The sequence below is a fragment of the Nocardia sp. NPDC058519 genome (assembly GCF_042719755.1).
Lineage (GTDB): Bacteria > Actinomycetota > Actinomycetes > Mycobacteriales > Mycobacteriaceae > Nocardia.
Genome location: NZ_JBHXNK010000004.1, coordinates 265,135 through 282,878, shown reverse-complemented (window position 1 = coordinate 282,878; position 17,744 = coordinate 265,135). Strand labels below are relative to the sequence as shown.

At 66.9% G+C, this 17,744-nt stretch carries 15 protein-coding genes; 5 read left to right on the top strand and 10 right to left on the bottom strand.

Features of this window, described 5'->3' with window-relative positions; translation table 11 throughout:
* Nucleotides 1–52: 52 nt before the first annotated feature.
* Nucleotides 53–1,168: a serine hydrolase domain-containing protein gene (locus tag ACFWPK_RS07365; RefSeq protein WP_378913715.1), complete on the top strand. Its 1,116-nt coding sequence runs from the start codon at nucleotides 53–55 to the stop codon at nucleotides 1,166–1,168.
* Nucleotides 1,169–1,183: 15 nt separating this feature from the next.
* Here the strand turns inward: ACFWPK_RS07365 and ACFWPK_RS07360 are convergent, their stop codons facing one another.
* Entirely contained in the window at nucleotides 1,184–2,176 is a 993-nt protein-coding gene (locus ACFWPK_RS07360) for a helix-turn-helix transcriptional regulator (protein ID WP_378913714.1), read from the bottom strand.
* A gap of 62 nt (nucleotides 2,177–2,238) precedes the next feature.
* Between ACFWPK_RS07360 and ACFWPK_RS07355 the strand changes: the two genes are divergently transcribed.
* Nucleotides 2,239–3,375: an epoxide hydrolase family protein gene (locus tag ACFWPK_RS07355; protein ID WP_378913713.1), complete on the top strand. Its 1,137-nt coding sequence runs from the start codon at nucleotides 2,239–2,241 to the stop codon at nucleotides 3,373–3,375.
* 17 nt (nucleotides 3,376–3,392) lie between these two features.
* Here ACFWPK_RS07355 and ACFWPK_RS07350 read toward each other — a convergent pair whose 3' ends face one another.
* On the bottom strand, nucleotides 3,393–4,403 hold the full coding sequence (locus ACFWPK_RS07350) for a saccharopine dehydrogenase (protein WP_378913712.1): 1,011 nt from the start codon (nucleotides 4,401–4,403) through the stop codon (nucleotides 3,393–3,395).
* An 83-nt stretch (nucleotides 4,404–4,486) separates the two neighbouring features.
* Here ACFWPK_RS07350 and ACFWPK_RS07345 point away from each other — a divergent pair, with 83 nt between their 5' ends.
* Nucleotides 4,487–5,077 (top strand): TetR/AcrR family transcriptional regulator, encoded by a 591-nt coding sequence (locus tag ACFWPK_RS07345; protein ID WP_378913711.1) that lies wholly within the window; start codon nucleotides 4,487–4,489, stop codon nucleotides 5,075–5,077.
* A gap of 47 nt (nucleotides 5,078–5,124) precedes the next feature.
* On the opposite strand, the gene ACFWPK_RS07340 is transcribed toward ACFWPK_RS07345, so the two are convergent.
* Nucleotides 5,125–5,916, bottom strand: a complete 792-nt coding sequence (locus tag ACFWPK_RS07340) for a hypothetical protein (RefSeq protein WP_378913710.1) — start codon at nucleotides 5,914–5,916, stop codon at nucleotides 5,125–5,127.
* Between the two features lie 45 nt (nucleotides 5,917–5,961).
* On the opposite strand from ACFWPK_RS07340, the gene ACFWPK_RS07335 reads away from it, so the two are divergent.
* Nucleotides 5,962–6,483: a GNAT family N-acetyltransferase gene (locus ACFWPK_RS07335; RefSeq protein ID WP_378913709.1), complete on the top strand. Its 522-nt coding sequence runs from the start codon at nucleotides 5,962–5,964 to the stop codon at nucleotides 6,481–6,483.
* A 198-nt stretch (nucleotides 6,484–6,681) separates the two neighbouring features.
* Here ACFWPK_RS07335 and ACFWPK_RS07330 read toward each other — a convergent pair whose 3' ends face one another.
* The gene (locus ACFWPK_RS07330) at nucleotides 6,682–7,326 is read right to left on the bottom strand and encodes a TetR/AcrR family transcriptional regulator (protein WP_378913708.1); all 645 of its coding nucleotides are present in this window, start codon (nucleotides 7,324–7,326) and stop codon (nucleotides 6,682–6,684) included.
* Nucleotides 7,327–7,464: 138 nt separating this feature from the next.
* On the opposite strand from ACFWPK_RS07330, the gene ACFWPK_RS07325 reads away from it, so the two are divergent.
* A complete protein-coding gene (locus ACFWPK_RS07325; RefSeq protein WP_378913707.1) occupies nucleotides 7,465–9,003 on the top strand; it encodes an alpha/beta hydrolase in 1,539 nt (512 codons plus the stop codon).
* A 98-nt stretch (nucleotides 9,004–9,101) separates the two neighbouring features.
* On the opposite strand, the gene ACFWPK_RS07320 is transcribed toward ACFWPK_RS07325, so the two are convergent.
* From ACFWPK_RS07320 to nuoL, 6 genes are all read right to left on the bottom strand, one after another.
* Nucleotides 9,102–10,985 (bottom strand): multicopper oxidase family protein, encoded by a 1,884-nt coding sequence (locus ACFWPK_RS07320; protein WP_378913706.1) that lies wholly within the window; start codon nucleotides 10,983–10,985, stop codon nucleotides 9,102–9,104.
* 119 nt (nucleotides 10,986–11,104) lie between these two features.
* On the bottom strand, nucleotides 11,105–11,818 hold the full coding sequence (locus ACFWPK_RS07315) for a VWA domain-containing protein (protein WP_378913705.1): 714 nt from the start codon (nucleotides 11,816–11,818) through the stop codon (nucleotides 11,105–11,107).
* 162 nt (nucleotides 11,819–11,980) lie between these two features.
* Nucleotides 11,981–12,619, bottom strand: coding sequence for a class I SAM-dependent methyltransferase (locus ACFWPK_RS07310; protein ID WP_378913704.1), 639 nt, complete (start codon nucleotides 12,617–12,619; stop codon nucleotides 11,981–11,983).
* Nucleotides 12,619–14,241, bottom strand: coding sequence for an NADH-quinone oxidoreductase subunit NuoN (gene nuoN, locus ACFWPK_RS07305; protein WP_378913703.1), 1,623 nt, complete (start codon nucleotides 14,239–14,241; stop codon nucleotides 12,619–12,621). Before nuoN ends, ACFWPK_RS07310 begins: the two co-directional genes overlap by 1 nt.
* Nucleotides 14,238–15,860: an NADH-quinone oxidoreductase subunit M gene (locus ACFWPK_RS07300; protein ID WP_378913702.1), complete on the bottom strand. Its 1,623-nt coding sequence runs from the start codon at nucleotides 15,858–15,860 to the stop codon at nucleotides 14,238–14,240. The genes nuoN and ACFWPK_RS07300 overlap by 4 nt, the downstream gene beginning before the upstream one ends.
* The gene (gene nuoL / locus ACFWPK_RS07295) at nucleotides 15,857–17,743 is read right to left on the bottom strand and encodes an NADH-quinone oxidoreductase subunit L (RefSeq protein ID WP_378913701.1); all 1,887 of its coding nucleotides are present in this window, start codon (nucleotides 17,741–17,743) and stop codon (nucleotides 15,857–15,859) included. The genes ACFWPK_RS07300 and nuoL overlap by 4 nt, the downstream gene beginning before the upstream one ends.
* Nucleotide 17,744: the final 1 nt, after the last annotated feature.

The window sequence follows — 17,744 nt, the reverse complement described above, 5'->3', positions numbered from 1 at the left end:
GTAGTACCGCAGTCCAATGTGTGTGCGGGCCTGGGCTTCCTACCGTTCGATCATGCCTAGCCGAACCTTCACCGTGCCGATCCTCATCGCCGCTCTGATCCTGTCTGCCTGCACGACGAGCGAGGCCGAGCCTGTCGCTGTAACCCGCGTGGACAGCGTGCGCGGCGACCTCGACGCGATGGTCGGCTCGGGCGCCGTCGGTGCCATTGCCACGCTCACCGAGAACGGCGCGAGCACCGTCGTCGGCTCCGGGCTGAGCGATGCGGCCGAAGCGACTCCGATCGCTACCGACGTCGCCCAGCATGTGCGGGTCGGCAGCATCACCAAGTCCTTCACCGCCGCGATCGTGCTGCAACTGGTGGCCGAACACCGCGTCGACCTCGACCGGTCCATCGACACGTATCTGCCCGGACTGCTCACCGGGGACGGTGTGGACGGTCGCGCGATCACCGTCCGTCAGATCCTGAGCCACCGCAGTGGCCTGCCCGAACCGGCCCGATCCCCCGAACTCGACGAACACGAAGCGGCGAAGAACGGCCGCACCTTCACCCCGGCCGAGGAGATCGCACTGGCGCTGGAGCACCCCGCGAAGTTCGCGCCCGGCAGCCGATTCGAGTACACCAACATCAACTACATCGTCGCGGGCGTGCTGATCGAGACGGTGACCGGACATCGCTACACCGACGAGCTGCGCGACCGGATCCTGACTCCGCTCGGCCTGTCGAACACCTACCTGCCTGCCACCGGCGAAACCGGTCTGCGCCACCCCCATCCGACCGGATACACCACGGTCGAGGGGACCGTCACCGACACGACACGGATGGAGCCGTCGGTGCCGTGGACATCCGGTGCCCTGGTCAGCACCGGTGCCGATGTGAATCGGTTCTTCCTCGCGCTGCTGGCCGGTCAGGTCGTGCCCGAGCCCCAGCTCCGGCAGATGCTCGACGGCATCGACATGGGCAACGGTGATGGCATGTCCTACGGGCTCGGCATCGGATACACCCAACTGCCGTGCGGTGCCCAGTACGTCGGCCACATCGGCGGCGTCCACGGCTTCTCCACCGTCGCGGGCGCCACCCGATCCGGCCGCGCGGTCACCATCGTCCACACCGGCGAATCGTCCTCGGTCGATCTCGGTGGGATGCTCACTCACGCGCTCTGTGAGTAAGCATCTAGTTGACCGTCAGTGCCCTGGTGGCACAGGATGCAAATCGGCATCGGGTGCATTGACGATCGCGTCACGGCAGCGCTCGCTCACCGTCCGCAGCGCCGTGACGAGCTCCGGCGGGTCGGTGACGGTGAATTCGATGTCCAGAGCGGTGATCATCCAGGCCAGCGAGGCAGGGGTGTCGGCACCCAGGTGCAGTAGGCAGCTGATGTCGTCGACCGCTTCGAGGACACCCATTCCCGGCCAGACACGATCGGCCAGCTCGGTAGCCGACCCGTGCAGGGTGACAACGGTGCGGCACGGCCACGACGCGACCGACAGCCTGCGTGACAGATAGGTCGCCGCGTCGCCGTCTGGCACCGGGCGCGGGATGAATCGTGGGCCCGTCGGGACACGCGGCTGGAGCCGGTCGATGCGGAACGACCGCCAATCCGCCCGGTCGACATCCCAACCGACCATGTACCAGTGTCTGCTCACATTGACCAACGAATCGGGTTCGACATCGCGGCGCGACGTGTGACCGGCGTGGTCGGTGTAGTCGAACCGCAGACGCTCGTGGCGTCGGCAGGCTTCCGCGATCGTCAGCAACGTCTCGGGCGCCACCCGCGGTGCTTCGGCGGCGACCCGCACCATCGACTGCTGCAATGTGGTCAGCCGATGCCGCAGCCGAGACGGCAGCACCTGTTCCAGCTTGGCGAGCGCGCGCAACGACGCGTCCTCGATGCCGGTGACGGTGCCGCCCGAGGTGGTGCGCAAGCCGACGGCGACGGCCACGGCTTCCTCGTCGTCGAGCAGCAGCGGTGGCATCGACGCACCTGCCCCCAATCGATAGCCCGCGCTGCCCTGCAACGCGTGCACCGGATAGCCGAGGCCGCGCAGCCGCTCCACATCGCGGCGCACGGTGCGCGCGGTGACATCGAGCCTGGTCGCGAGTTCGGCACCGGACCACGCGCGATGGGTCTGCAGCAACGACAGCAAGCGGAGCAGCCGGGCGGATGTTTCGGACATCTCTCCATCATGCCGGGAACTTAGGAACGATACTGACCTAAGTGGTCCCTAGCGTTGTCGGTATGAGCGACATCGACACCTTCCGGATCGACATCCCGCAGTCCGACCTCGACGACCTGCACGAGCGGCTCGCCCGCACCCGCTGGGCCGAGGACCTGCCCGGTAACGGCTGGACCTACGGCCTGCCCACCGCCTACCTGCGCGACCTCGCCGAGTACTGGCGGACCGGGTTCGACTGGCGCGCCGCCGAAGCCGCGCGCAACGCCCACCCGCAGTTCGTCACCGAGATCGACGGACAGCGCCTGCACTTCACCCACGTCCGCTCACCCGAACCGGACGCGCTGCCGCTGGTCCTGGTCCACGGCTGGCCGTTCACCGACTTCGGTGCGACGATCGGGCCGCTGACCGACCCGCGCGCGCACGGCGGCGACCCGCGCGACGCCTTCGACGTCATCATCCCGACCCTGCCCGGTTTCGGCTTCTCCGGACCCACCCACCAACCCGGCCAGGCCGCGACCGAGCGATCCGCGGAACTGATCGCCCGGCTGATGAGCGAACTCGGCTATGAACGCTACGGCGCGCAAGGCAGCGACGCGGGCTCGTTCATCGCCCCACAGCTGGGCCGCGTCGACACCGAGCGAGTCGCTGGCGTGCACCTCAACGCCGCGATCACCATCCCCGCCTGGAACGACGACGGCGCGGGATACACCGAGCAGGATCAGGAAAAGCTTGCCGCACTCCAGGATTGGAGCAGCAACGAGACCTCCGCCTACGCGGGCTTGCACAGCACCCGCCCCCAGACCCTGGCCCACGCGCTCACCGATTCGCCGGCGGGTCTGCTCGCCTGGATCGTCGATGTCGTCAACACCTACAAAGACCCCGCCGCCGCGCTGCCCGAGGACTCCCTCGACCGCGACGCCATGCTCGCCGAAACAGCGATCCTGTGGTTCACCGGCACCGCAGGCTCCTCGATGCGCCTGTACAAGGAATCCCAGCAGTGGGGCGCCGACCTGCCCAGCTCCGGAGTGCCGACCGCGGTCGCGGTCTTCCCCGGCGACACCACGATTCGCGGCATCGCCGAGAAACAGAACAACCTCGTTCGCTGGACCGAATATGACCGCGGCGGGCATTTCGCCCCGATGGAAGCGCCCGACCTGCTGATCGAGGATGTGCGCGAGTTCTTCCGTTCGTTGCGGTAGGGCTCAGCGGCCCCCGGTCACGGCCGGGGGTCATCGCTAACTCGTTGCCATACGGCACCGATCTCGTTCAGCCGCTCGACCGCGTAGGCGGGGTCGAGCAATGCCTCGGGGGTGTGGATGCCCGGTGCGGGCTTTTCGCCGCGCAGGCCGAGCAGCCGTTCGACGCCGAGCGCTATGCCGAGGGCAGTCAGCGGTCGCTGCCCTTCCCGATGGACGAGATGCCGCGTCCTGGCGAGCGCTTCGCCGGTCCGGTCCGTTCCGGCGAGATCGATCCGGATCTCGACGGAGGCGGGTTCGCCGTGACGTCTGCTCGGGGTCTCACCGACCGCGAAGTCGACTCGGACGTTCGATGCGCCGGTTGCCATCGCCAGGCTCGGCACATCGAGAACCGGAATGCTCTGACCGGGCAGCGTGGTGCCGTCGAGGGTGGGTACGTCGGCTTGCGCGTCAGCTTCGGTGAGCCAGGTGAAGACGCCGTCGCGCCGCACCAGACCCGCCGACGTGACCGCCGACCAGCGCTCCAGGTCGGCGATTCCCGCGGGTCCGCCGGTGTCGGTGTCATCGAGCGCGACGCCGACGCGGACCGTGTCGACTCGGTCGAATTCGCGCGCGGAATCCAGTGCGGCGAGCACGGCGATTCCCGCCATCAAGTGGCTGGCGACCAGAACCGGTGCCGCACTCGACCTTTGCGCGCCGGCGACGATCTCCGGGCCGATGTCGAGGAGGCCGCTGGAGATGCTGAGGTAGGGCAGTCCGCGGTCCTGGGCGTAGTGCAGGCCGTTGAGCCGGTCGTCCCACAGTGTCGCGACCACCGCCGAGTAGGTGGTCTCGGCGAGACCGAGATCGCGGCGGGACAGATCGATCGTCACCGCTGTCGCGGTGCCGAGTTCGTCGGCGACCCGTTGCGCGCGACCGAGATCGCGGCCCGCGATGGTCAACGGCAGGGTCGGATACCACCGGCGCAACAGCGCGGCGGTGTCCGACCCCGCCTGTCCCGACCCGCCCATGATCAATACCGATTGCTCCATGGTGAATTCCTCTCCGGCATCTAAGCTACAAGTTGTAACTTACTCTTTGTAGCTAAACTGAGGGAATGGCGCAAGGGAGGACGATGACGACACGATCGGGCAGACTGGCGAAGCCCGCCAGACGCGAGCAACTGCTCGACACCGCGTTGACGCTGGTCCGTGAGCAAGGCACTGATGGCCTGACCTTGGCCACCCTCGCCGAGGCCGCGGGCGTGAGCAGGCCGATCGTCTACGACCACTTCGGCACCCGCCCCGAACTACTGCTCGCGCTGTACCGGCAACTCGACGAACGCCACCGCCTGGCCTCGGAACAAGCCGTCCGCGACGCCACCCCCACCGTCGACGAGATTGCCCGGGTGATGAGTGCCGCCTACTTCGCCTGCGCCACCGACATGCCCGAGTTCGACGCGATTTCCGCCGCGCTGAAAGGAAACCCGGACGTCCAGTCGATCCAGCACGACATGCTCGACAGCTACCGAGACTGGATGGCCGCCACCTTGCAACCGTTCTCGTCCCTCACCACCGCGGCGCTCCGGCTGCGCTGCGTCGGCGTCCTCGGCGCGGCCGAAACACTGGCCGCGGAACTGAACCTGGGCGCGACGTCAGCCGAGGAAGCGGTCTCGGCGCTGACCGATCTGATCGTGGGCAGCATCGGTGCGGGAAAACAGACCTGACAAGACAGGAACTCTCGGGACCGCAGCCCCGGCTGTCGAGAGGTCTGTCACCAGTCGTCCATGTAGCTCAGATACACAGAGATTCGGGCGTCGTCGCGAAGCGCCACCCGCAGGCACGAGTCGTGACGGTCCAACAGCCAGCCCTCCATTCGGCAGGTGCCGTTCCATGAAGCCGAGGCGCCCCTTGTCGGGGTTCCTGAAGTGAATGTCCAGGCGGCGGTGTCTTCGAGGTGAAGCCGGACCTGGGCGGCGATCTCCTCGGGTGATTGATCGCCTCTCCCATCGATGATGAATTCCCGGTCGCAACTGCTGTTCGATGATCGGGCGGCACACCCTGCGTCGATGGTCTCGCTGAGGACGAGGCTCTCCGGTAGCGACCCGATGGCGTCCACAGGTGGTACCCACGCCCATCGCCCCATCGCGAGAACGAGGAGAGTGCCGACGGCGAGTAGGCCCCCGCTCAGAACGCAGTATCCGCCACTGAGGAACCATCCGACAGCTATGCGTGCCTTCGTAATTCCCTGTGGGGCAACATCATCTGTCGTTCCTGCTTCGATGATCGGCGCAGTCATCAGCACGACCATGACCAGCACTGCCAGCACCGCGATCCCGGTGAGCTGGAAATCGTGCCCCAGCCGGCCTGCGCCCAGCGCGACTTGGGCCACCCCTATAGCGGCTAGAACCATGATCCCGACGATTCGCCCCCGGACGGTTTCCGCGACGAGCGACCAGCAGACCAGCGGTGCGACAAACATCGAACAGAGGACGAGCACACGCGTGACAGTAGATGCCGAAACCGACAGGTTTCCGATGACCTCGTCGATGCCGTCCGCAGCCACAACTCCACCAACATTCCTCGAGCCGATTCGAGGTACGGTCCGAGTGTGCCCGTGTTGATCACGCCCTCTGCCGATCTGTACAGCGCATGGGTCGAGGCGCATTCGGAGTGGGGTCCCGGTGCCCATGAGGACGGCTTCGGTCTGCTGCCGAGTGACGATGTCGACTCGGTGGCGGGGTTCGAGAGCTGGGTTGCGCGGCTCACTGCCGCATCGGTGGAGGGTGGCGACGGGCGGTGCTCGTATCGCTGGATAGTCGAGGGGGATCGGGTTCTCGGCGCGATCGCGTTGCGGCACGGGACAAGTGACTTCGTGCAGCGGGTCGGCCACATCGGTTACGGGATCCGGCCCTCCGCACGCCGACGCGGGGTGGCTACCTGGGCATTGGGGGAGATCATCGTCGAGGCCGGATCGGCTGGTATGAGTCGCGTGTTGGCCGTATGTGCCGCCGAGAATCTCGGGTCAGTGAAGACGATCGAGCACCATGGTGGTGTCCTCGAAAGCATTCAGGACACCGAACTCGGTCCGGCACGGCGGTATTGGATCAGGGTCGGCGAGCCGGGCGCGTGAGTGCGCTTGCGGATCGTAGCTGCGACCAGGTTTCGTGCCGGTGCGCAGGTCTGTGTCGATATGCCGCGGGTCGGTTTTCGGCGGCCGGGTCAGTGGCTGGTGGGTGCCGGTGCGGTCGGGCTGGATACGTCGACGCGAGTTGGTCGCTGCAGATCTCCGTGAAATCGTCCTATCGGCCACGTCAGCAGCGGCGAGGGTTCAGCGCGCTGGCCGATCTTGTCCTCGGCAGTCCTCGGGGGCTTGTTCGGAAGGCGGATAGGCGCCGCGCAGACGGTGCATGGTCGCCGTCACGACGGCACGGATGTCCTTCTCGCGCAACGGGGCGGAGAACAGCGCCGAACTGAACGAGAAGCCCTCGATCAGGGTGAACAACAGGAGCGCCTCGCGGTGCAGCGCCTCCTCGTCGACAGCACCGTCGGCCAGCGCATCACGCAGCAGCGAGCGGATCACCTCCGCGCCCGCGAGGGAGGTCGCAGCGATGTCTGCCGCGAGCTCGGGGTCCGTGCGCGCCATGACGCGGTATTCGACCAGGGCGATGTTCTCCTTGCACTCCTGCTCGCTGGTGGGCGCGGCGAAGGCGATGACGTCCGCGATCCGTGTGGCCGGGTCGTCGGACATCGTCGTGGCGCGGCGCACGGCGCGCTGCATGAGGACGCCCAAGGTGAAACGCATGACCTCGCGGACGGTGTCGCCGAAGTAGTACCGGATGCTCCCGATGGCCAAGCCGGTGCGTGCGGCGATCCGGGCGAGGGTCACCGAGCGGAGTCCGTGCTCGGCGATCTCGTCGATCACGGCGTCGGCGACCTGTTCCCGGCGGATATCCGGGTCAACTCTCTTGGGCACGAACCTCACCTTAGCGCTTCTAGCATGCGCATGCTATTTTTTGTTTGGCATGGTCATGCTAGAAGATCTCGTCGCGATGTTCCTTCCTGTCCCCACCCCGGACAGGACCATGACCCGCGGCTCGACAAAAGGAAACGCATGCGATCACGTCTTCGACTCCCGAATCGATCCCGGCGCCTCACGACCGGGCTCGCTGCGGCCGCCACGCTCCTACTCGCCGGCTGTACGTCCGCTTCTCCTGCACCGGGTTCCGGCGCTGATGCGGACCTCGGCGCCTACCTCGGGCAAGAGCTCGACTGGGGCGGGTGCGAGGGCACCGCGACGAGCGCGGCGGACGCCGAGCTGTTCGCGAACCCCGCGCTCGAATGCGCCTCGGTGGAGGTGCCGCGCGACTACGACGAGCCAGAGGGCGCGAAGGTGAAGGTCGCGCTCCTGCGCCTGCCCGCCACGGGCGAGGCCGAGGGCTCGTTGCTGATCGACCCGGGAGGCCCGGGAGGCTCCGGCACCGGCCTCGTCGCGTCGACCGTGCCGCTGTGGCAGGCGAGCCCCGTCCACGAGCGCTTCGACATCGTCGGCTTCGACCCTCGCGGGACCGGATCGTCGACTCCTGCCCTCGACTGCTACACCGACGAGGAATCCGACGCCGGCGACGGGCCGCGATTCGGCGCCGTGTACGACATCACGAGCGCCGAGCAGGCAGTTGAGCTCGCACAGCGCTGCGCCGACGGCTCCGGTGGGGTCGCGAACCTGGTGAACGCCGGGTCGAAAAACGTTGTGCGCGATATGGACATCATGCGAGCGGTGCTCGGTGACGACCAGCTGACCTACCTCGGCTACAGCTACGGCTCCGAACTCGGCGCCATGTACACCACGACCTACCCCGAGAAGGTCCGCGCGGTCGTCCTCGACGGAGCCGTCGCGCCCGACCTGACGGCGAGCCAATTCCGCCTGTCCCAATTCAAAGGCCTGCAGGCCCGGTTCGACGACCTCGCCGCGCTCTGCGCCGAATCGCCCGACTGCGTACTCGGTACCGATCCCGCGGCCACGAACGATCGCCTGCACGAGATCGTGCGGCCGCTCATCGAGACGCCGGCGCCGACGGCCGGCGGCCGCGCCGCCAGCGTCTGGGACGTCTACCTCGGCATCAGCGGTGGCCTGTACTCGGAGGCGAAATGGCCAGAAGTCATCTCCGCCCTGACAGCGCTCGGAGCCGGGCGCGCCGACGAAGTGCTCGCCTTGCTCGACGGCTTCCCTGACCTCGACACCAGCATCGCCGTGCGTTGCATGGACTGGCCCCGCCTGACGCCCGCGGAACACACAGCGCTCGCACGCGAGATCGGGCACGTCGCACCGATGTTCGACCTCGACGTGTTCACGGCGAGGAATTACCACAGCGAGTGCGAGGCGTGGCCCGCACCGCCCACGCGTGACGAGCCCTGGCTCGCCGATGCCGAAGGCCTCCCCGAGACACTCGTCGTGTCGACCACCGGTGATCCGGCGACGCCACACGAGGGCGGCATCGCGATGGCGCAAGCACTCGGGGCAAGCCTGCTCACCGTCGACGGCAAGCAGCACGGCGCCTACCTCCTCGGCGGTAGCGAGTGCGTCGACGACGTGGTCAACGCGTATCTCCTCGAGCTCGAAACCCCGCCCACCGACGCCCGCTGCAGCCTCTGACACGCTCGACTCCGATAGCAGCGCATCCAGTCACACCACCGGGCGACTCCTACTACGGATTCACGTACCAGGTGACACGATTCTTACCGGCACCCCGTCTAGCCGGAGACGCGGATCTGTTGCATCATGTCGTGGTCCTCGTGGTCGAGGTTGTGACAGTGCCAGACATAACCGCGGATCTCGGGCTGCGTATCAGCGGCGCCGTGGCCCATCGCGGCATGTGGCGCCACCACTTCCGCACCGGCCGGTATCCGCAGCGGCTGATCCGGGTCGAAACCGAGTTCGTCGACCGAGGGCCAGTACACGTAGACGCGGGTGACGGTGTCGGCCGGGCAATGCACGGTGTCCTTCCAGCCTGCCTCCCACGGTGCGGGCGGTAGGTCGGGGCCGAAGGCGAACCTGTCGGCGGGCGGGTTCCAGCGCACGCCGAGCTGGGCGGGCGGCGGGTGCGTCGCCCAGTAGGCCGAGCTGAGGATCATTTGACGGGAGCCGATCCGCTGCCTGGCCAGGTGCACGTGAACGGGGTGGTCGAACGGGGTCACATTGACGATGTCCCAACGCTCGACAGTTCCCGCCTCCGCCACTTCGATGTCGTCGGTGAGGAACCGCAGATTGTTGATCGCCATCATCGTCGGGAAGGTCGCGGCCGCGCGGTCGGAGTCGTTCAGACCCATCAGCGTCATTGTGCGTGTGCGGGTTGGATCACCCAGTGGCGGAAGGGGATCGGGCAGGCCGGGTCCGCCGCGCAACACGGCGGGCACCCGACCGGGCGGGCCCTCGCCGCCGACCGTGAACCGCATGATGGGCCGCAATTCCGGGACCATGAACACGGTGTTGCCGAAGTCGTTGAGTTCGGTGTTGATCAACTCGAACTGCTCACCGTCGCGTAGGTCGCTGAAATCAACGAGGATGTCGGCGCGTTCGCCCGGACCCAACCGAACCAGCGCAGTCGGCACGGGGGCGTCGAGCAGTCCGAGGTCGTTACCGATCACCCAGAACGGCATCCCGTTGCTCAGCCCGAAGCTGTAGGTGCGCGAATTGGATCCGTTCAGCAGCCGGAAGCGGTAAAGGGTGCGGCGCACATCGAAGTTCGGCCACGCCACCCCGTTGACACAGGCCACGTCCCCGAACTGGCCGGACTGGTTGTAGCCCTGCTGGATATACGTACCGACCATCGGCTGCAGGCTGCCGTCGGGGTTGAAGGTGCGGTCCTGCACGATCAGCGGGATCTCGAACTCACCGGTCGGCAATCCCAGCGGGTTGTCGGCGGCCCCGGTGTCGTACTCGTCGCGCAGGTAGTACAGCCCAGCCAAGCCGGCCTGGACATTGAGCCGGGTTATGCCCATCGCGTGGTCGTGATACCACAGCGTGGCGGCTTCCTGCCGGTTGCTGTAGACGTTGCGCTGGCTACCGCCGTTGCGCCACGAGATCATCGGGTGCCCATCGGAGTCCGGGGCGTTGACACCTCCGTGCAGATGCACCGTCGAGCGCGGGTCGGTGCGGTCGAGTTCGGTGGTGGCGTGCATCGTGACGTCGACGTGTGGGCCGAGCACGTGGCTACCGAGGTCGTTGCGGAAGGTGATGTGCGCCGGTCGGTCCCGGTGTCCTTCCAGGATCGGACCCAGTACCGGCTGCGAATAGCCCCACGTGCGGGTTTCGGGCAGGTCGCGGTGGTATCGGTGCATGCCCGACATCGAGACCAGTTCGCCTGCGGCGGGCCGGATTTCGGGAATCGGCAGCGCGTCGACGAACGGCTCCAGCGGCGGCGAATGATAGTTGAGCGGGGTGTAGGAGGGCGGCGGCAGCGGAGGCAATGGCAACGGTGCGGGTGGGAAGGGGGTGGTGTCGGCCTGCGCGAACCCCGTGGCACCCAGCGCGAGCGCGCCCACCGCGCCGAACAGGAAGCCTCGCCGCGAAGCTGTCGGCGAGAAATTGAGATGGTTCCTCGAAGCCATCTCGTACCCGACCTCTCTGGTGATCATGCCCGGGATGGTGTGCTGCGAGTCTTCATACATACCACCTTCTGCCGGGTTCCCGCGGTAGCCCGGGGTCAGGTCCACCTGCGTGGTGTATCGAGGTGATCGCCTCGGTCCTCGAGGTTTCAGGTGCGGCAGCTCAGGTCGGTGAGAGCGGAGGTGAGTTGGGGCAGCGTCGCCGCGCTGTGGAAGGTGCCGCCGGAAAGGCGGGCGATCTCCCGCAGGGAGTCCGGGTCGGCGGGAACCCGGACTCGTGCGCGGCCGGTGTGGTCCGGGATCTCGACAACTCCGTCTGCGGTGCCGAGGGAGATCGCGGAGACGGGGGTGTGCACGGTGTTCGCCTCGCGGGCAGCGGTGTACGCGCCGCGGGGCTCGTCGAGGTCTTTGGGGATGGTTTGTTTGCCGTCCGAGATCAGGATGATCCGGCGAGGTCCCGTAATGGGCGCGACCCTGTCGACGGAGTCGATTGCCGTCAGCCCGGTGAATATGCCTTCGCCGGTTGCCGTGCGCTCGGCGAGTCGCACGCTGTCGAGGGCCGTGGTGAACGCGGTGCGATTGGTTGTCGGAGTCGCCTGCACCGATGCGGTGCCCGCGAAAGTGGCCAGACCGAGGTGCGTGCCCGGTGCCAGCCCCTGCGCGTATTCCTTCATCGCTTGCTTGGCGACAGCGAGGCGATTCGGTGCGACGTCGGTTGCCTCCATCGACAACGACACGTCGAGCACGAACATCACGACCGCGTCGCAGAGGTCCGGGCTCGGCGCCACGGGCTCGGCCTTCCCGGAAGTCACCTGCCCACACCCGGAAACGACCACGACGATGCCGATCGACAGTCCTACCATCGCGGTTTGTATCCAGGATCGAAGCACCCGGCCACGCTACCGAACTCAGGCGCTGCGGCGGTAGCGGATCGAGGTCGGTGAGTAGTGCGGTCGTGGGGCGGAGGGGCGCTGGGGAACGGACGCTAGAAGCTCAACTTCTCTTCAGGTCAAGGCCCGGAGGATCTACCTGCGCACAATGGTCGCGAGCCAGGCGGGGGTGGAATCGTGGAAGCGGGTTCGGAGGTGTTCGGGGGCGATGGTCGTGATCTGCCATGCGGGACTGTCGGCGAAGGGGGTGGTCAGAGCCTTCTTGCTGACCGGGTGGGGGCCCGTGTCGGCTCCGATGTCGCTGAAGCACAACACATACAGGGTGGCGCCGTCGTCGGCGACCGAGGCCAGGCTCGCAACGTATTCGATGCGTTCGACCTCGTCGAAGGTGTGGAAGAGGCCGCAATCGAGGATTGTTTCGAAGCGGCGGTACAGGCGTTGCAGGTGCAGGGCGTCGGCCATGGCGAAATCGACGTCGACGTCGCGGTCATCGGCTGCTTGCCGGGCGATGGCCAGCGCCGTTTCGGCCACATCGACGCCGAACACCGGCAGGCCACGGGCGGCGATGAACAGTGCGTTGTCGCCGGTGCCGCAACCTACGTCGAGGACAGGTCCGGAAAATCCGCCCACCTCCGCCAGGCGGACGACAGCCGGTTGCGGGGCGCCGATGTCCCACGGTGCTGGGCCGTCGAGATAGGACGCGTTCCACGGTTGGCCGGCGTGGCGTTCGTGACTGGTCGGTGGGCGGGGGTCGGGCCGGGGAGTAGGCGGCATCAGCGGATGAACAGGGCGGAGCGGTCGGCGAGATCGAGAACCGGCTGGGGGAAGATGCCGAGCAGGACCGTGGCGCCCGCACTGAAGGCCACGACCAGGGTGGTGGCGAACGGGGCGGTCACGGTGGGTGCGTCGGCCGGGGGGTCGGTGAAGAACATCAAGACGATGACGCGGACGTAGAAGAAGGCGGCGATAGCGCTGCAGAGGACGCCGATGATGACCAGTGCGGTGTAGCCGCCACCGGAGGCAGCCGCGAAGACGGCGAACTTGCTGACGAACCCACTGGTGAGTGGCAGACCGGCGAACGACAGCAGTAACAGCGCGAATGCCGAAGCGAGCCACGGGGATCGGCGTCCGAGGCCTGCCCACTGCGACAGCGCGGTCGCTTCGTCACCGGAAGCGTCGCGGACCAGACTGACCACCGCGAACGCGCCGACGGTGCCGAGGCCGTAGGCCAGCAGGTAGAACAGCACGGCCGCGACACCGGCGGTGTCGGCGGCGACGATACCGACGAGCAGGAACCCGGCGTGGGCGATCGAGGAGTAGGCCAGCATGCGCTTCACATCGGTCTGGGTGATGGCCATGATCGCACCGACGACCATCGTCGCTACCGCGACCGCGGCGATGACCGGTCGCCAATCCGAGCTCAGCGCATTCACTCCCACCATCAGCACCCGCATGGTCGCACCGACAGCGGCGATCTTGGTGGCGGCGGCCATGAAGGCGGTGATCGGTGTCGGCGCGCCCTGGTACACGTCGGGCACCCAGGCCTGGAACGGGACGGCACCGATCTTGAACAGCAGACCGACAGCGAGCATCCCGATCCCGAGCAGGGCCAGTGTCGCGTTCTCGGACTGCTTGTCCAGTGCCGCACCGATTCCCGGCAGGGACACCGTGCCGGTCTGCCCGTAGAGCATCGCGACGCCATAGAGGAAGAACGCGGAGGAGAACGCACCGAGCAGGAAGTACTTCATCGCCGCTTCCTGCGAGAGCAACCGCCTGCGGCGAGCCAGCCCGCACAGCAGATACAGCGGCAGCGACAGCACTTCGAGCGCGACGAACATCGTCAGCAGATCATTCGACGCGGGAAACAGCAGCAGACCACCGACCGCGATCATCGTCAGCGGGAACACCTCGGTGGTCGAGACACCGGAACGCACCGCCGCGAGTTCGTGCGCGCTGCCGGGCACCGCGGAAGCCTGCGGAGTGAACGCGTCGACCCCTCGATCCAACGCGGCCGCCGCCCGGTTCCACGTGCCCGGCCCGCTGCGCGCCCGCGGCACCGCGCCGCGCTCGGCGATCAAGAGCAGACCCAGCAGCGCGACCAGCAGGATCGTGCCCTGCAGGAACAACGTCACCCCGTCGATGGCCACCGCACCCACCACCGCCGTGCCCTCGGATCCCGCGAGCAGCACCACGGCCACCAACGCGCCGACAACACCGGCCAACCCGAGCACCAACTGCGTCAGATACCGGTAGGGCCGTGGCACGAACGCTTCGACGAGCACACCGACCACACCGACCGCGAACACGATCAGCATCGGGGCGAGCAGGTGGTATTCGATGCTCGGTGCGGGCGCGATGGCCGCGAGCTCGGTGATGGTCACGGAGTCCGTCCTCATTTGTGGCCGCCCGCGGGCGGGGTGGCCGCACCTGCTTCGGGAGCGCGGACCGTCGGAGCGGGATCGTGCTTATCGATCGTCGACAGGGTGTGTCCCACCGCGGGATCCACCAGATCCAGGATCGGTTTCGGGTAGAACCCGAGCACCAGCAAGGCGACCAGCAGCGGCACCACCACGGCCAGCTCGCGCGGCACCAGATCACGCAGGTGCTCGTTGCCCTGCTTCAGCGGGCCGGTCATCAACCGCTGATACAGCCACAGCACGTAGATCGCGGCCAGCACCAGAGCACCTGTCGCGATCACCGCCGCCACCTGATACTTCGGGAATGTGCCGACCAGGACCAGGAATTCGCTGATGAACGGCGCCAGACCCGGCAGTGAGAGAGTGGCCAGGCCTGCGATGAGGAACGTGCCCGCCAGCACCGGCGCGACCTTCTGCACGCCGCCGTACTCGGCAATCATCCTGGTTCCACGCCGGGAGACGAGGAACCCGGCGATGAGAAACAGTGCGGCCGTGGATAATCCGTGGTTGACCATGTACAGCGTCGCCCCGGATTGAGACTGGCTTGTCATGGCGAAGATGCCGAGGATGATGAATCCGAAGTGCGAGATCGAGGTGTAGGCGATCAGGCGCATCACATCGGTTTGGCCGATCGCGAGCAGCGCGCCGTAGACGATGCCGATCACGGCCAGGGTGATCACCAAGGGCGCGAAAGTGTCCGAGGCCAGCGGGAACAACAGCACGCAGTAGCGCAGCATGCCGAAGGTGCCGACCTTGTCGACGACCGCCATCATGAGCACCGCGCTGGACGGGGTGGCCGAGACCGCCGCGTCGGGCAGCCACGTATGCAGTGGCCACAGTGGCGCTTTCACCGCGAAGGCGAACATGAAACCAAGGAAGAGCGCGTTGAGCACCGCGGTGCTGCCCCCGAGTTCGCCATTGTTGGCCGCGGCGACCACGACACGCAGATCGAAGGTGCCCGCGGATCCCTCACCGAGGCCTGCCGTGGCGGTCAGCACGTACAGCCCGATCACCGCGGCGAGCATGATCAGCCCACCGAACAGGTTGTAGAGCAAGAACTTCACCGCGGCGCGTGAACGTTGTGCGCGGATCGCGGCGTCGGTGGTGCGGGTGCCGAAACCGCCGATGAGGAAGTACATCGGGATCAGCATCGCTTCGAAGAACACGTAGAACAGCAGGATGTCGAGGGCGAGGAACGAGATCAGCACCATTGCCTCGACCAGCAGCATCAACGCCATGTAGATGTGGGTGGTCTTGCGGCCGTCGCCGGAGACGGTGTCGTCGTTCCAGCCCGCCAGGATCAGCAGGGGCACAAGCACCGCCGTCAGCAGGACCAATGCGGTGGCGATGCCGTCCAGGCCCAGGGTGTAACCGACACCGAATGCCGGGATCCATTCGTGGGATTCGACGAACTGGTACTGCTCACCACCGGGTTGGAACCGGACCGTCAGGACGACGGCGAGCGCGAGCACACCGATCGACACCGCGAACGCGATACCGCGCGCCACGGTGCGGCGAGCGGCGGGCACGACGAGCACCACACCCGCCCCGATCGTGGGGGCGAGCCAGAGTGTCGTCAGCCAGGGAAACGAGTTCACCAGAACCTCACCGCCAGCAGGGCAGCGGCCACCAGGGCCGCGCCGGTGAACATGGACAGGGCGTAGGAGCGCACGAAACCGGTCTGCACCTTGCGGATTCGCGCCGACAGCCCACCTATCGTGGCGGCCGTCCCATTGACGATCCCGTCGACGCCCTTCGCGTCGAGGAACACCAGCGCCCTCGTGAGATGGCGACCAGGGCGCTCGAACAGGGTTTCGTTGATCTTGTCTCCGTAGAGGTCGCTCCGCGCGGCTCCGGTCAGCACGCCGACCGGCTCCGGCGCGACCTCGGGGATGGGATCTTCGGCGTACTTGCGATAGGCGATGGCCACGCCGATCGCGACAGCCGTCAGTGCCAGCCCGGTCACCACCGCCGCGGGGATCACCGGTTCCGCGTGATGAGAGCCGACGACGGGTTCGAGCCAGTTCACCAGCGACGAACCCCACACGAACAGTCCGCCCGCGAAAACAGATCCGAACGCGAGCAGGATCATCGGCCCGGTCATCACCGTGGGTGACTCGTGCGGATGGGTGTCGGGCTTCCAGCGGCGCTCGCCGAAGAACGTCATCAGCATGACCCTGGTCATGTAGAAGGCGGTGAGTGCGGCACCGAGGAGTGTGACCACGCCGAGCAGGATCCCGGTGTACCCGCCGTGATCGAAGGCCGCCTCGATGATCTTGTCCTTGGAGAAGAAACCGGAGAACGGTGGCACTCCGATGATGGCGAGATAGCCGAGGCCGAAGGTGATGAACGTGATCGGCATCAGGGTGCGCAGGCCGCCGTATCGGCGCATATCGGTTTCGTCGTTCATCGCGTGCATTACCGACCCGGCACCGAGGAACAGTCCCGCTTTGAAGAAGCCGTGGGTGAGCAGGTGCATGATCGCGAACGTGTAGCCGGCGGGGCCAAGGCCGACGGCCAGGATCATGTACCCGATCTGGCTCATCGTCGAGGCGGCCAGTGCCTTCTTGATGTCGTCCTTGGCGCAGCCGATGATGGCGCCGAACAGCAACGTCACCGCGCCGACGGCCAGCACCGCGGTGCGAGCGTTCGGGGCGAGATCGTAGATCGGATTGGAGCGGGCGATCAGGTACACACCCGCGGTGACCATGGTGGCGGCGTGGATGAGCGCCGACACCGGGGTGGGGCCTTCCATCGCGTCGCCGAGCCACGACTGCAGCGGCACCTGCGCGGATTTACCGCAGGCAGCCAGCAACAGCAGCAGTCCGATCGCGGTGAGGGTGCCTTCGCTCGCGCCGGGGCTCGCCGCGAACACGGTCCGGAAGTCGAAGGAACCGAATGTCGCGAACATGACCATCATGGCGATAGCCAGGCCCATGTCGCCGACCCGGTTCACCACGAACGCCTTCTTGGCTGCCGTTGCGGCCGAAGGCTTTTCGTACCAGAACCCGATCAGCAGATAGGACGCAAGGCCCACACCTTCCCAGCCCAGATACAGCACGAGGAAGTTGTCGGCGAGTACCAGCACCAGCATGGCGGCCAGGAACAGGTTGAGATAGCCGAAGAACCGGCGCTTGGCGGGGTCGTGGCTCATGTAGCCCAGCGAGTAGAGGTGGATCAGCGACCCGACACCGGTGATGAGCAGCGCGAAGCAGATCGAGAGCTGGTCCAGCTGCAAGCTGAATCCGACTTGGAGATCACCGACGGGCACCCAGTTGAACAGTTCCTTGTGCACGGCGCGGTCGGCATCGGGGCGGGCGAGCATGCCGAAGAACGCCACAAGGGCGACGACGAACGAGGCCACTGCGGCCGCGGTCCCCAGATAGGGGCCCCATCGGTCGGTGCGGTGGCCGAACAGGAGCAGGACGATCGCGCCTGCGAGCGGGAGGGCGGGCAGCAGCCACAGCATCGCGGTACCCATG

Bases quoted from the DNA above. Each gene is read 5' to 3' on its own strand.
- ACFWPK_RS07365 (WP_378913715.1), top strand. From the start codon at position 53: ATGCCTAGCCGAACCTTCACCGTGCCGATCCTCATCGCCGCTCTGATC.
- ACFWPK_RS07360 (WP_378913714.1), bottom strand. From the start codon at position 2,176: ATGTCCGAAACATCCGCCCGGCTGCTCCGCTTGCTGTCGTTGCTGCAG.
- ACFWPK_RS07355 (WP_378913713.1), top strand. From the start codon at position 2,239: ATGAGCGACATCGACACCTTCCGGATCGACATCCCGCAGTCCGACCTC.
- ACFWPK_RS07350 (WP_378913712.1), bottom strand. From the start codon at position 4,403: ATGGAGCAATCGGTATTGATCATGGGCGGGTCGGGACAGGCGGGGTCG.
- ACFWPK_RS07345 (WP_378913711.1), top strand. From the start codon at position 4,487: ATGACGACACGATCGGGCAGACTGGCGAAGCCCGCCAGACGCGAGCAA.
- ACFWPK_RS07325 (WP_378913707.1), top strand. From the start codon at position 7,465: ATGCGATCACGTCTTCGACTCCCGAATCGATCCCGGCGCCTCACGACC.
- ACFWPK_RS07320 (WP_378913706.1), bottom strand. From the start codon at position 10,985: ATGATCACCAGAGAGGTCGGGTACGAGATGGCTTCGAGGAACCATCTC.
- ACFWPK_RS07315 (WP_378913705.1), bottom strand. From the start codon at position 11,818: ATGGTAGGACTGTCGATCGGCATCGTCGTGGTCGTTTCCGGGTGTGGG.
- ACFWPK_RS07310 (WP_378913704.1), bottom strand. From the start codon at position 12,619: ATGCCGCCTACTCCCCGGCCCGACCCCCGCCCACCGACCAGTCACGAA.
- nuoN (WP_378913703.1), bottom strand. From the start codon at position 14,241: ATGAGGACGGACTCCGTGACCATCACCGAGCTCGCGGCCATCGCGCCC.
- nuoL (WP_378913701.1), bottom strand. From the start codon at position 17,743: ATGGGTACCGCGATGCTGTGGCTGCTGCCCGCCCTCCCGCTCGCAGGC.